Source organism: Thiomicrospira microaerophila (assembly GCF_023278225.1).
Lineage (GTDB): Bacteria > Pseudomonadota > Gammaproteobacteria > Thiomicrospirales > Thiomicrospiraceae > Thiomicrospira > Thiomicrospira microaerophila_A.
The window spans coordinates 2,350,202-2,363,838 of record NZ_CP070959.1 but is presented as its reverse complement, the minus strand read 5'-3'; the positions used below and the strand labels follow the sequence as shown (position 1 = coordinate 2,363,838).

17 protein-coding genes are annotated in these 13,637 nt (G+C 43.3%); 13 read left to right on the top strand and 4 right to left on the bottom strand.

Annotated features, from left to right (window positions below; all coding sequences use genetic code 11):
- The first annotated feature begins 1 nt into the window (after nucleotide 1).
- From JX580_RS11525 to JX580_RS11465, 13 genes are all read left to right on the top strand, one after another.
- A complete protein-coding gene (locus JX580_RS11525) occupies nucleotides 2-1,486 on the top strand; it encodes a type I restriction-modification system subunit M (protein ID WP_248850685.1) in 1,485 nt (494 codons plus the stop codon).
- Between the two features lie 2 nt (nucleotides 1,487-1,488).
- Nucleotides 1,489-2,706, top strand: coding sequence for a restriction endonuclease subunit S (locus JX580_RS11520; protein WP_248850684.1), 1,218 nt, complete (start codon nucleotides 1,489-1,491; stop codon nucleotides 2,704-2,706).
- The gene (locus JX580_RS11515) at nucleotides 2,706-3,983 is read left to right on the top strand and encodes an SH3 domain-containing protein (RefSeq protein WP_248850683.1); all 1,278 of its coding nucleotides are present in this window, start codon (nucleotides 2,706-2,708) and stop codon (nucleotides 3,981-3,983) included. The genes JX580_RS11520 and JX580_RS11515 overlap by 1 nt, the downstream gene beginning before the upstream one ends.
- 171 nt (nucleotides 3,984-4,154) lie before the next feature.
- Nucleotides 4,155-5,504 (top strand): AAA family ATPase, encoded by a 1,350-nt coding sequence (locus JX580_RS11510; RefSeq protein ID WP_248850682.1) that lies wholly within the window; start codon nucleotides 4,155-4,157, stop codon nucleotides 5,502-5,504.
- Nucleotides 5,482-6,252 (top strand): HNH endonuclease, encoded by a 771-nt coding sequence (locus tag JX580_RS11505; RefSeq protein ID WP_248850681.1) that lies wholly within the window; start codon nucleotides 5,482-5,484, stop codon nucleotides 6,250-6,252. The genes JX580_RS11510 and JX580_RS11505 overlap by 23 nt, the downstream gene beginning before the upstream one ends.
- 277 nt (nucleotides 6,253-6,529) lie before the next feature.
- Nucleotides 6,530-6,817, top strand: a complete 288-nt coding sequence (locus JX580_RS11500) for a BrnT family toxin (RefSeq protein WP_248850680.1) — start codon at nucleotides 6,530-6,532, stop codon at nucleotides 6,815-6,817.
- The gene (locus tag JX580_RS11495) at nucleotides 6,814-7,032 is read left to right on the top strand and encodes a BrnA antitoxin family protein (RefSeq protein ID WP_006459946.1); all 219 of its coding nucleotides are present in this window, start codon (nucleotides 6,814-6,816) and stop codon (nucleotides 7,030-7,032) included. The genes JX580_RS11500 and JX580_RS11495 overlap by 4 nt, the downstream gene beginning before the upstream one ends.
- A gap of 23 nt (nucleotides 7,033-7,055) precedes the next feature.
- Nucleotides 7,056-7,871: an AAA family ATPase gene (locus tag JX580_RS11490; RefSeq protein WP_248850679.1), complete on the top strand. Its 816-nt coding sequence runs from the start codon at nucleotides 7,056-7,058 to the stop codon at nucleotides 7,869-7,871.
- A 69-nt stretch (nucleotides 7,872-7,940) separates the two neighbouring features.
- Entirely contained in the window at nucleotides 7,941-8,171 is a 231-nt protein-coding gene (locus JX580_RS11485; RefSeq protein ID WP_248850678.1) for a hypothetical protein, read from the top strand.
- Entirely contained in the window at nucleotides 8,168-8,614 is a 447-nt protein-coding gene (locus JX580_RS11480) for a type II toxin-antitoxin system VapC family toxin (protein WP_248850677.1), read from the top strand. The genes JX580_RS11485 and JX580_RS11480 overlap by 4 nt, the downstream gene beginning before the upstream one ends.
- A gap of 289 nt (nucleotides 8,615-8,903) precedes the next feature.
- Nucleotides 8,904-9,170, top strand: a complete 267-nt coding sequence (locus JX580_RS11475) for an AbrB/MazE/SpoVT family DNA-binding domain-containing protein (RefSeq protein ID WP_248850676.1) — start codon at nucleotides 8,904-8,906, stop codon at nucleotides 9,168-9,170.
- Nucleotides 9,167-9,517 carry a type II toxin-antitoxin system PemK/MazF family toxin gene (locus tag JX580_RS11470; RefSeq protein ID WP_248850675.1) on the top strand — a complete coding sequence of 117 codons (351 nt, stop codon included), beginning with the start codon at nucleotides 9,167-9,169 and terminating at the stop codon, nucleotides 9,515-9,517. The genes JX580_RS11475 and JX580_RS11470 overlap by 4 nt, the downstream gene beginning before the upstream one ends.
- Before the next feature lie 111 nt (nucleotides 9,518-9,628).
- On the top strand, nucleotides 9,629-10,759 hold the full coding sequence (locus JX580_RS11465) for a PQQ-dependent sugar dehydrogenase (RefSeq protein WP_248850674.1): 1,131 nt from the start codon (nucleotides 9,629-9,631) through the stop codon (nucleotides 10,757-10,759).
- On the opposite strand, the gene hybE is transcribed toward JX580_RS11465, so the two are convergent.
- From hybE to JX580_RS11445, 4 genes are all read right to left on the bottom strand, one after another.
- Nucleotides 10,756-11,376, bottom strand: coding sequence for a [NiFe]-hydrogenase assembly chaperone HybE (gene hybE, locus JX580_RS11460; RefSeq protein WP_248850673.1), 621 nt, complete (start codon nucleotides 11,374-11,376; stop codon nucleotides 10,756-10,758). The genes JX580_RS11465 and hybE overlap by 4 nt on opposite strands.
- Entirely contained in the window at nucleotides 11,373-11,885 is a 513-nt protein-coding gene (locus JX580_RS11455; protein WP_248850672.1) for a TorD/DmsD family molecular chaperone, read from the bottom strand. Before JX580_RS11455 ends, hybE begins: the two co-directional genes overlap by 4 nt.
- Before the next feature lie 107 nt (nucleotides 11,886-11,992).
- A complete protein-coding gene (gene nrfD, locus JX580_RS11450) occupies nucleotides 11,993-12,919 on the bottom strand; it encodes an NrfD/PsrC family molybdoenzyme membrane anchor subunit (RefSeq protein WP_248850671.1) in 927 nt (308 codons plus the stop codon).
- Nucleotides 12,920-12,930: 11 nt separating this feature from the next.
- Entirely contained in the window at nucleotides 12,931-13,632 is a 702-nt protein-coding gene (locus JX580_RS11445; protein ID WP_248850670.1) for a 4Fe-4S dicluster domain-containing protein, read from the bottom strand.
- Between the last annotated feature and the right edge of the window lie 5 nt (nucleotides 13,633-13,637).

Below are 13,637 nucleotides of genomic sequence, written 5' to 3'. Positions count from 1 at the left end.
CATGTCACTACAACAAAAAATAGACCGAATTACCGACATACTGCGCCGCGATGATGGCATTAGCGGGGCGATGCACTATACCGAACAAACCTCTTGGGTGTTGTTTCTCAAGTTTTTAGACGACTATGAAGCCGAAAAGGAAGACGAAGCCATTCTATCCGGCAAACCTTACCAACCGGTATTGGATGAAGAACACCGTTGGTCAAACTGGGCGTGCCCGAAAACGCCCGATGGCAAGCTGGATATTAACCGCGTTCGCACCGGTGACGACCTCACCGATTACGTCAACAAAGAACTGTTTCCTTACCTAAAAAATTTCGCCAACGCCACCAGCGCCGACCCAAAATCCTTCACCTATAAAATCGGCGCGATTTTCCAATACCTCGACAATAAAGTTGCGTCTGGTCACACTTTGCGTGAAGTGCTGGATATTATCGACACGCTGAATTTTCAATCTGAAAGCGACTTGTTTGAGCTGTCGCTGGTGTACGAAGGACTACTACAAAACATGGGCGATGCGGGCGGTTATGCCGGTGAGTTTTATACGCCGCGCGCAGTCGTGCGGGCGATGGTGAAAGTGCTCGACCCTAGGCCTGGTCAAACCATTTACGATGCCGCCGCGGGTTCCTGTGGTTTTCTAGTCGAAGCTTTTGACCATCTCAAAGCCAATAAATCGCAACTTACCACCGAGCAGTGGGATTTTATTCAGCAGGATGCGTTTTTCGGCTTTGAAAAAACCTCGCTGGCCTATGTGATGGGCATGATGAATATGATCTTGCATGGCATCGAATCGCCTAATTTATATCGCGGCAATACGCTGACGCAGAATATCCGTGATATTCAAGAAAAAGACCGCTACGACATCATTCTCGCCAACCCTCCATTTGGCGGCAAAGAAAAATCACAAATCCAACAAAACTTCCCGATTCAAAGCAACGCCACCGAACTGCTGTTTATGCAACACTTTATGAAAACCCTCAAAACCGGTGGCAAAGCCGCGATTGTGATTCCCGAAGGCGTGCTATTTCAAACCAATAGCGCGTTTAAACAGGTCAAACAAGAACTGCTGGAAAACTTTAACCTGCACACGATTTTAAGCCTGCCCGCTGGCGTGTTTTTGCCCTATTCCGGCGTAAAAACCAATGTACTGTTTTTTGAACGCAGCGGCGGCACCAGCGATGTCTGGTATTACGAATGCGAACCCGAACAAAAACTCACCAAAAACAAACCCATTACCGACGCGCATTTAGCCGAGTTTGTTGAACTTTATAATCGCCGAACCACTACAGAACGCTCATGGACAGTTTCAGCCAGCAAACTAGCTGAAGACTATGATCTCTCCGCCAAAAACCCGGCCAAAAACCCGGCCAAACAAAAAGACACGGTACATCTTGCGCCCAATGACATCCTCAAACAAATCCGCATCAAAGAACAACAAGTAGCAGGCCTGCTTGATGAGATTGAACAGCTACTGGCGGAGAAGTGATTATGGAGCAAGTTTTATACGAACTGCCGGAGGGGTGGGAGTGGCACAAGCTGGCTGAAGCGGTTGAAAAAACGGAAAATCTAAATCCATTAAAAGACACTAATAAATTGTGGACGTATATTGATATATCTTCAGTTGATCGTAATAGATTTACCATCACAGAACCAAAAGAAATTCTTGGCAAAGATGCCCCATCGCGTGCGAAGAAACAAATACAGCTAAACGATGTGATCTTTGCCACTACGCGTCCAAACTTAAAAAATATTGCGTTGGTTCGAGATGAATATAAATCACCTGTAGCATCAACGGGATTCTGTGTTCTAAGAGCTAATGAAAAAGTTTTACCAGCCTATTTGTTTTATTTTGTAACAACGGACTTTGTTCAACGTCAGATTGAACCTTATGTAGGCGGCGCTTCATACCCCGCAATTACAGATGGAAATCTAAAGAAGGCGTTAATACCGATTCCTAGCATTGATGAACAAAAACGCATCGTCGAAAAACTCGATGCACTGCTCACCCGCATCGACACCGCCATCGAACACCTACAGGAAAGCATCACATTAAAGAGTAGTCTTCTTCAATCAGCGCTTGATGGGCAGTTTGCAGCTATCACTGACCGAATGACTATTGAATCGCTAACTGAGGTAAAAGGCGGCAAGCGCCTGCCAAAAGGCGAAAAGCTAAGTGATGAAGTGACTGATCACCCATATATCCGAGTAGCAGATTTTACTGATAAAGGCACAATAGATTTATCTGACATCAAGTACATATCGAAAGAAATCCATGAGCAAATCAAACGCTATGTGATTTCGAAGGACGATCTTTATATTAGTATCGCCGGAACTATCGGTAAAACAGGCTTTGTACCGCCCGAATTGGACGGTGCAAACCTGACGGAAAACGCAGCCAAGTTGGTTATCAAAGATAAACAACAACTGGATTTAAGCTACCTGTATCTGTTCACGTTAACCTCAGATTTTTCTGCTCAGGCAGGATTGGCTACTAAAACAGTTGCGCAACCAAAGTTAGCATTAACTCGTTTAAGCAAGATTGAAATCCCAATGTGTTCCTTGGAAGAGCAAAAAGAATTAGTGGAAACGATTGAAGCGCTTAAAAGCAAGACTCACAATGCGGAAGAAGTGTTACTTGCCAAAATTGAAGATTTGCAAAGTTTAAAATCCTCAATTCTCGATTCCGCTTTTAAAGGTCTACTTTAATGAAAGATTTTGACCAAGCCTGGTTAAAACAGATTACTGCGGTCAATTCCGAACTTGAAGAGTTAACAAAAGCCTCTAGCTTGGTTGACTTTGAGGCTGTTAATGCACTAGCGCATCTCAATGAATCTGCACTGGCGGCCTGTCAAACATCAAACGCACTGTGGTCAGAACAACTGGAAGCACAATTGGCCATCACTAACGCCTTCTCTCCTCAAGCAGAATTGATAAAGCAAGTGGAAGGCCTGTATTCACCGGGTTTGTCGTCGCTTGAATCGTTACAGTCTCAATACAAAGAATATTTTGATTCTCCAACGGTTTCAGCCGTAAAAGCTATGCAAGCACAACATGAAGAGTGGCTTTCAAAAACTTCATCGGTAACCTCTGTACTGGAAAGCATGAATAGTGCAGCAGTCAAAGCATGGGAAACCATTGAACAGTCAATGAGAGCTGTAGCAGACCCTTTAAAAGCCTATGGTCTTGATTCTATACAAGAACAACTCGCCTTAATTAATGGCGAAAGCACTATTGCAAAATTAACGGATCAATTTGACCTATCTGTTCTGGGATCAAATACCGAAAACGACCTTGAACAAATCCTTAGTAGTCAAAACGCATCAATATTAGCGTCACTAGAATTTTCAAACACTCAATATGCAGAGGCCATCGCCAGAGCAAACGCTATTGCGGGAATGTATGCCCCCATTAATGATTTAGTTGAAAAATATGCAGTTATGAGTGAATCAATCGCTCACGTTGACCTCTCTAATTGGGCAAATCTAGATTCCTTAACTGGAAAAACTTGGAAAGAGTGGGAAGCCTCACCACCGCTAGAACTTGAAGAAGATGGGCAGAAACATTTTAAAGAGTGGTTTAACGATTTACCTGATCCAGTCAAAATAATCTCTTACTTCATTTTTCTAAAAATTTTGGAGTATGCGATTGGTATCCTAGTCAATGTTACGACCCCATATTGGCAGGAAAAGTGGCAAGGCATCGAACCAGAAACACCAAAAAAACAGATTATTTCTACTGCAAGTGAGCACCTGAGCCCTGTAATTTTAGCGAACCATCGTTTTGTTGATGTCAAAACCGTTCTACATGTTCGAGCTGATGCCGGAAAAAAACTTGAAGTCATTGACACTTTAAAAAGAGGAAGAATCGTTAAACTGATTGAAAAACAAAAAGCTTGGTCTTTAATTGAATACTACGATACCGACACGGAAAAAATGATCCAAGGCTGGGTTTATTCGCGATACTTGCATAAGTTTGAACTGTAAATTTACGTTCATTAAGTGACAGAAATGAACTCAGAATTAAAAAACTATTTGTAGGCAGTCCAATACATTTTCATTAAACAGGTTGAATTTTGCCGCTTTGAACGGTGTAGGACTGGTTTCTGAAAGCTATAATTACAAATTTAGAATTTCCTCACTGGAATGGTCGATGCAATGAGAATTGATACGCTAACAATCAAAAATTTTAAGCTTTTCAGTGAAAAAGAGTTTAACTTTCATCCTGAATTCAATTTGATTATCGGGGTGAATGGTACGGGTAAAACGTCATTGTTAAATGCGGTATCGGTTGCCCTGGGTGGCTGGGCGAACGCGTATATAAAAAGTGACCAGAATTTAAGGCCGATTGAAGACCATGAAATGCGTGAAATTCAAATAGATAATCGGTTTGATCGTAGTAAGGACGTTTTGATTAAAGCCGAGGGACAAGCCACTATTATTGACCGTTACAAGAATAAGAAAAAATGTGAGGCGGACTGGTCGAGAAAGAGAAGTGAAGTAAGTACTGAAACTTTAACCTATGGTGATATAAAGTATTCGGGTTCTCCAACATGGTACAACCTTAGACTTGATACACTTGGAAAAGATATTCTGGAGTATATCGAAAGCGGTAAAAACTTTAATTTGCCCGTCATTGCTTTTTATGGCTGTGATCGTCTGTGGTTACCTGAAAACGAACTGAATATCGAAGCTTCAGCTAAAGCGCAATACTCTCGATTTGATCCTTATGTTGATTGCTTTCATACTGGCGCGGATCACCAGGCGATTGGTGAGTGGCTTTTAAAACATGAGTTAGCTTCGCTACAGCAGAAAAAAGATACCCCGATTTTACAGTCGATTCGTAAAGCGGCAATGTATGCACTTGAAGATTGTACGGGTTTGCGTTTTGACTTTGAAGCCAGTCGCGTTATGGTGAATTTTAAGGATGACAAGGTTATTCCGTTTGATCATCTTAGTGATGGACAGCGGACGATTCTAGGTTTGTTTTGTGATATTGCCCGTCGCGCCGCGATTTTAAACCCGCATTTAGAGGATGCGAGCGAAGAAGTTGAGGGAGTCGTATTGATTGATGAGCTTGATTTGCATTTGCATCCTAAATGGCAACGCAAAATTATTGAAGATCTGCGGCGGTTATTTCCTAAAATTCAGTTTATTTGTACGACCCATTCGCCTTTTCTAATTCAATCTTTACGAAGTGATGATGAGCTCATCATGCTTGATGGCGAACCCTTGAGCGAATACGCGAATAAAGGGATTGAAGAAATCGCCAAGAACATGGGCGTTGAGCGCCCTGATACGAGTGTGCGATATGAAAAAATGAAGCAGGCGGCTAAAAGTTTTCTTGAGTTGCTCGAAGAGGCTAATAGCGCACCTGAGGAAAAGCAGGAAGCTTATAAGAAGCAACTCGCTGAACAAATTGCACCTTATGCTGATAATCCGGCTTATCAAGCTTTTTTAGAACTTCAATACGCATCTGTTTTTGGTGAACGATTTGAGACCCGTTAGACGTAATACTTCGCCACAACCACATGATTTTAAAGACTATAAGGACGCACTGCCGCATCTTATTAGGCGTATTTCGGCGGGTAAAACAAAAGACGGCAGGCCTTCTGGTCATTATTGCAGTTATTGTGAGCGAAAAATCACTACAGGGTTGGCCGTTGAGCATATCGAGCCTAAAAGTGGGCTGCATGGAAAACCAGATTTAGAAGGGACTTGGACCAATTTTTTATTAGCCTGTGTGAATTGCAATTCAACTAAAGGCGCTAAGCCATTTAATTTTGCCGATATATTTTTTCCAGATCGTGACAACACTTTCTATGCGTTTGACTATCGTGCCGACGGTTCAATTACCCCTAATCCCGCGCTATCAGAACATTTACAAGTGTGCGCCCTTAACACATTGGCTTTAGTTGGGCTAAGGAAGCTATCTTCACATTCGGTTAATAGCGACATCGCGCTTGATCGTGTAAAACAAAGAATTGAGGCGTGGGGGCAGGCGAACATCGCACTTTCACGTTATTTAAATAAGCGTAATAACTCTGTTTTTATTGAAATAACGGTTGAGCAGATGCTTACGGTTGGATTTTTCAGTGTTTGGATGACGGTATTTAAGGATATTCCAGAGATGAAGTTGGCGTTTATCAAAGCGATCAGCGGAACGGAAGAGTCAGGTTGTTTTGATTTAACGAACGCTGATGTGATCACGCCTCATCCAAATGCGGATGGTCTAGCTGGTGGAGGTAAAACTTAGCTAGGTAGATAGTGATAGGGTCAAATAGTAATCTGAATTTTGATGTGGAAGGGGATAAAAGATATGCCCCAGTCTTATGGCGACTGAGGCGCAGCCACGAACCAAAACACTAGGTAAAGGTTCAATCAGTTATAAAAGCTTATGCAGATTATTATCAATTTTTAACTCACGTCAATTTTTTTATTTATGGCTCAAGTGGGTTGACGCCGATGTTGACAAGATGCATTTTTAGCAATCACAGGTGGTAATGTAAATACGTTGTAAATATGGAGGTCTTGTGGTAAGTTTTGAATGGGATCAACAAAAAGCCGACTCAAACCTACTAAAGCATGCGATCACGTTCGAAGAAGCCAAAACGGTTTTCTATGATGAGTTCGCAACCTTATATGAGGATGAGTTTGCAAGCGATGAAGAACGTTTTATTTTGTTGGGCAGGAGTAGTTTATCAAGGTTGCTCGTTGTTGTTCATTGCGAGCGTGGTCAACATAATGAAAAAATTAGAATTATTTCTGCAAGAAAAGCCACCTCAAAGGAAAAACAGTTTTACAGGGGAAACAAAAAATGAAAGACGAATATGATTTTTCAACCATGAAAGCCAAGCCTAATCCTTATGCGTCGAAACTCAAAAAACCGGTCACCATTCGGCTGGGCGAAGATGTAATCGATTACTTTAAAACATTATCTGAAGAGGTAGGGATTCCTTACCAAAGCTTGATTAATTTGTATCTAAAAGATTGTGCGAACTCTCACCGAAAGCTTGATATACAGTGGCGTAGTTAAAATAGACTATTTGGAGGGTATCCATGACATTTTCGTTAGACCAGCTGGATATAGACGGCTTGAAAGGTGTAGGGCGAGTTGCGGCTGATTTTGAACCTGCGCAACGCGCTTATGTGGTGATTGGTGAAAATGGCGTGGGGAAAACCAAGCTGTTGGAGGCGATGTTTCAATACGCTTTGATCCATCATCAAGCGTTTAATGCTGGGTTGAAGTTGGTGGTGGACCCGAGTGTATTGGTTTTCAAAAGCTTTAATCAATGGGATGTTCCAAATGCATCATTTAATGCAAACACCTTTCGAAATACCCGTAAACAAGAGTTTGATCCGGTGCGTCAGCCATTAATTTTCTTGGGGTCGCAAAGCCGTGGTTTCATTGATCCGTCTCGCAATGCTAAGCCGATAAAGGGAACATTTGAGCAACGCCACAGAGCTTATATCAAAAGTTTGTTTGCCGGGATGAGTCAGAACTTTTCTAACCTGAATATGAATGCGAATATTGAGCAGTGGTTTGTGACGCTTGCGCAGTCGTCGAATCCTTATCAAAGCCGTGAAGATAATCGTGAAGTTGAGATTAAAACGGTGCTGCAACTTTTGAATCAGCTAGATGCACGGATTGATCCGCAGTTTATGGAAATTAGCGGTGATGAAAACGTCAGTTTGAAAATTGATGGGCAGGCCAGAAAACTCAGTCAGCTAAGTTCAGGCTTTATGTCGATTTTAAAAATTATTCAAAGCATTGTATCCGGGTTTAGCTACTTTACGAATGAGCGTCAATTGCAACATGTACCAGGCCTGGTGTTTATTGATGAGATAGAAAGCCATTTGCACTTGTCGTGGTAAGCGAAGATTATTCCGAGGCTGAAAACGCTTTTTCCGAATGCGACGTTTTATATCACTACGCATTCTTCGGTGATTTTGTCGCAACTGAAAGAAGGCGAGGCGTATCGTTTGCAACGCGATAAGGAGGGTATCGTTAAAACACAGCGAATTAGCTCGCCAGCGAATGCGTCGATGGTGGATATTTTGAAAGATGTGTTTGGCATTGATATGAACGCGCAAAAGTTAAATCTTGTTGAGCCAAGTGATCAAGCTAAAGCGAAAAAGCAGTTGCTTGAATTGATGGCGGGGGGGCAAGCATGAGAAAAGTATTGCTTGATACCAATATGATTGTGGCTGTATTTGATCAAGAGGGTACAACGTCCGATGAAATGAAAGCGAGTGCTAAAGCTGAGTTGACAGGCCTGCTAAACGATAATGAGGTTGTGCTGGTAATCACGTCACTGATTCGCTATGAGGTTTTACGCGGCATCGCTTGGGCGGAGCCTGAAAAGTTGAGGGCGATGAAACAAGTTTTGAATGGCTTTCTTGAGCTGGATATTGAGCGTAAGGTGTCTGAGTTAGCCAGTGATTTATTTCGTTTAGATTATAACCAAGCGGAAAACTCATCGGAACGTAATATCAATAAACGCAATTTTGATATTTTCCATTTTGCTGTTTCAAAACACCACGGTTTAGACTTGGTTTCAAATGATCGGCATATACCCCAGTTAGAAACCCTTTATCAGCAATTTCAGAGCGCGTAAAATACGGGCTTAGTATTTTAAAACCAAGAATGTTTATTTAAAGGCTAAACTGGTTACAAATTTTGACTGGTTGTACGAACTAATAATTGAAAAAAGTGCGATTGATAAAAACAAACTATTTGGAGGCAGGCCTGGTTATTTGACTGTATGCATTCAAGGTTGGATTTCAGTTCAACCAAATCAGTTGTCAATTCCAGTTTGTACAAAACTAGGCAGAACTAGTTGTTTATTAGAATACTAATATATACAATGTATAAACATGATGCTAGCCAATATAAATGAGGATCTAATGAGTTTTGCAATTGATACAAAAATCCAAAAATGGGGCAATGGTCTTGGGTTAAGGGTTTCTGGCTTAATGAGGGATATTCCACATTTTGAGCAAAATACGCCTGTAAGGGTTGAGATTTCAGAGGATGGCTTTACTGTAAAAAAAGTGCAACCGACTTTGGCCACATTGCCTTTTACAGAGGAACAATTGCTGGTCAGTCTTAATCCTAATACCGTTCATAGCGATTTAGTTTCAGCGACTTTAGACAGCGAATGGATTGAATGAGTGTTGGTTACATCCCTAACAGGGGAGATATTATTTGGCTGGACTTTGATCCGACTAAAGGTAAAGAAATAGGCAAATACAGACCTGCATTTGTTCTTTCTAGCCAAGCTTATAATCAACAGACCGGCTTGTTGATTTGTTGCCCCGTTAGTTCAAGTATTCGAGGAGGATTGACGGAAGTCCCTGTGAATAATCTAGATAAGCCTTCTGTCGTCGCTTCCAGTTTAGTACAAACACTATCTTGGAAAGAGCGTAAAGCTCAATTCATTGTTAAGGCAGAGGATGGCGTTTTAAATTCAGTATTACAGAGATTGCTTCCGCTTATAGGGGCTTCAGATATAGTCTAGGCTGAATAATGTTTTCTAATCTTAGAATGCAAATAGCCGGTTTAACAATGGATCATCGATAATGATTAATCGAACTGAATGAGTTTAGATTAAATTGGATTTGAGGCTGTTATGAATATTAGTTTTACACGAGTAACGTTGCGTGGGTTTTTAATCATTTTATTAAGTAGTTTGATGGTTTTCAGTGCGCATGCCGACAAAAGGTTTCACGTGGAACATTTGGCAACTGGGCTGGGTGTGGTATGGGGGATGGATTTTGTCAGTGAGCATCAACTGGTGTTTACGCAGCGCTCGGGTGAGGCGGGGGTGTTGGATATTCAAACCGGTCAAGTGACTTGGTTAGCAGGCCTGCCTGCTGTCGCGGCGATCGGGCAGGGCGGGTTATTGGATGTCAAATTTCTGCGCAATGACGGCCACAACCAGGCCTGGTTGTATTTTACCTATAGTTATCCCGATGAATTTGGTGCGCGAACCGCTTTAGCACGGGCGCAGTTGCCGGATTTAGCGCGGTTGAATCAATTGAAAAATTGGCAAGATTTGTTGATTAGCGAATCCTCAACCGGCAGCGGTCAGCATTTTGGCAGTCGGATTGCGTTTGATGATCAAGGTTATGTGTTTTTTGGCGTCGGTGATCGTGGTGAACGGCAGCAAAGTCAAAACACGGCTAATCATATTGGTACGATTATGCGCTTGCATTTAGATGGTCGCGTGCCGAAGGATAATCCGTTTGTCGATAACCCCGCGGTGTTGGATGAGATTTGGAGTTTTGGTCATCGTAATCCGCAGGGGATGGCGTTTGATTTTCAAACTGGTCGTTTGTGGTCAAACGAACATGGCCCGCGCGGCGGTGATGAGATTAATTTAATTCAGCCGGGTGAAAACTATGGTTGGCCTTTAGTGTCGCAAGGCAAAGAATATTGGGGAGATCGCGCGATTGGCGTGACGAGTAAACCCGGTATGGTTGATGCGGTGAAGGTGTTTACGCCATCGATTGCACCGGGTAGTTTGTTGGTTTATCGGGGAGAAGCTTTTCCGCAGTGGCAAGGTTCGTTATTTTCTGGCGCCTTGGCTTTACGCCATTTAAATCGGGTGACGCTGAATGAGCAGGGTAAAGCAATCAGTGAAGAGCGGTTGTTAACGGATTTAAATGAGCGTATTCGTTCACTTAGTGTTGATCTAGCAGGCCTGGTTTATTTCAGTACCGACAGCGGTAAGATTGCTCGTTTACGCCCTATCGATTAGGTTTCTGTTTTGGGTGTAAACCATTTTGCTAATACAGCTCTTCGGCTTACCGCCTCCTGTTGTTCAGTGGTTTCAGGGTTTTCTGTTTGCACGGCCTTAGCCGCTTCTTCGGCTTGTTTTTGTGCGCGAACGTCCTTGCGAAACTCAACGACTTGGTTCCAAGCGCCAAACGCAGCTTGGTTATCATCATAACGCGCCATGTTCTGCACCAAGGGTTGAAGCCAGTAATGTCCTAGTTGGGGGTGAAAGTTTAGGTGAGTCGCATAGGCTTTTTCTTCAATCATTAACGGCATGAGTGGGCCTATTACCTGATAGGCTTGTTCCGCACAAGCCGCTGCTTTCCACTCTTCGGGCAAGGTTAGGCCGTTTAGCGCGGTTTGATTCAGTGGGAAGTAAACAATCGCTAACATCCAAGGCGTTAGTAAGCCGCCTTTTGCCCAGTTTTGTTGGACTTTCCAGCCGCGTATTTCGGTATTGAGTCGGTGATTGACGCCCATAAAGGCGTCAGAAAAATCGTCGCAATAAACCTGGTTAAAAGCTTCAATAATCCGTTCAGGCAACAACGCCGCCTCAAGGTTACTAATGATAAATCCGTTTTGCTCGGTTAAAGCATTCATAGCGTAAACAGCGCTTCGAGCCGACTCGCCCAATCTTTGTAGAGTTTAAGCGTGGCATGAATTCGAACACTGGTTGCAAATTTTGGAATCCAACTGCCCATATTAAGCAAGACTTCATGCATCAGTTTTTCGTTTTCACGGTGATATTCAATTAAATGTGCTAAGAATTGAAGCTGGGTGCCTAAGAAGTCAGCCGGCAGATCTGGGTTAGCTTTAAAGCCGGTCGCTTGGTAGAGCTGGCTCATCGCCATCATGGCTTCACCCATCATTTGGCCTTCAAGCCATACTGATTCAAATGGCATACAGGGCGTTTTTGGGTGGCCGCTAACAAATAATCCTGTGTGTTCGGCTTGCCATTCTGTTAGCGGAGTTTGGCGCAGTTCTGCGAGTGCTTCGGGCGTTAGCCAAGCAAGCGAGTCAGCCACTTCTTCTAAAACGTCTAATGATTCTTCACAGGGTTCAGCGAGAAGGCCAGACAGGAGGGTGAGTTCTTGAATTTGTTCGGACATGGTTTTCCTTTATCGGATCGATTAAGCGATCTGTTTCACAAACTTGCGCTGCTGATTCTCAGCGCAAATTCATGAAACATTGAACGTTAAGATGTTAAGTTATTTGTTTACCAGGGGTATTCATAAACCCCGGCGGCAAGGATAAAGTGGCGAAGTAAATAACCACCCATTAACACCAGTACAGCCGCGCTAATGACCGTTAGCGCACCGGAAGGGATGCGTTTGAGCAGCACGCCAACTTCAATAATAAACGGAACAATCAATCCAAGCACTACAAAGCCCCATACCCAAAGCGGATTGCCCCATAGCAATTCATAGCTTACACGACCACCTTCTGAACCTATTAGTAGGTAGTTGAGGAAGGTAAAGATAATAATTATTTCAATACCTATAAGCCAAGCATCGGTTTTTTCGAACAGATGGCGCAAGGCACGATCCTGTTCATTTTTCAGAATGGTATATTGTACGATTAATAGGGTCGCTATTGCCGTTGAGGTTGCCGATACTGTAAAGAGTACAGGAATACCTGGGTTGTGCCAAAGGGAAACAGCCGGAAAGGATTGCAAAAGCAAGCCGGTATAGACTGCGGTTAATATGCCATTGATGGCAGTAAACCAGCCGATGGCTTTATGGTATTTTTGGCATAAACCTTTGAACCATTGATAAATCCGCCAGTTTTCGAACACAGGCATTTTTTGAGTTAGAGGAAGGGTGTACCAGAAGGCACCGATCATCGCAAAAATAATAAACCAAGTACCCCAGGCAATCCAGGCATCAGGTTTATAGAAAACCCCGACCAGTACACGCCAAACAGCAAGATGGTTTAACAGGTGGTAAAACAGCATAGCTGAACCGACTGCCAGCATCAGAATCCCAATCCAGTTACCCCACCAAGCAAGGCGGCCGTTATCGCTGCCTCCTATTTTGTAAATATGGGCGAAAATTGACACAGCCATAACCATCGCCCCCATGCCGCCTAAAAATAAATAGACAGCGACCAACCAATTCCACTCTACTTGAACTGCATAAGTCATGTTGTTATCTCCTAGGTGAGTTCAGTGATTTGTTCAGATAACTCTATCGCCGCGCGTTGCTCAGGACGGCGTGCGTCGGAGTCGGGTAGGTGATGAATTCGCTGTTTATTGACCGGAATATAAAATACATTCGGACGTGTGCCCAAATGCGGTAGTAAAGGTTTGGCCTGTCCACTGGCGACAATTTTTGAAATCTCGTCATTGGGGTTTTCTAAATCACCAAACATTCTAGAGTTACCGACGCAGGTTTCAACACAAGCCGGCATACGACCTTCTAATACGCGATCACGGCAGAAGTCACATTTATCGACCGATGGGCGGGTTTTTTTCAGCGTTTCTTCGCCAAATACCGTTTTCTTTTGAGTGTTGTCTTTGTAGTTGACCGCATAGCGTGCATCATATGGGCAGGCTAGGGTACAAGCTTGACAGCCCATACAAACTTCGTCTTTGACGACCACAATGCCTTCAAGGGTTTTGTATGTGGCACCGGTTGGGCAGACCGTCACACAGGGCGGGTTGTCACAGTGATTACACAGGCGTGGAAAAAACTGACGCATTGCCGATTCAGGTGAATTGCCTCTGGAAATGTCTTCTACCGTGGTGCGCCATTTTCCAGACCAAAATGGGGTTTGATTATCGATGGCACACGCGGCCATACACGCGTTACAACCTATGCACGCATTTAGGTCAATGACCATTGCATATCGAGCCATAGCCT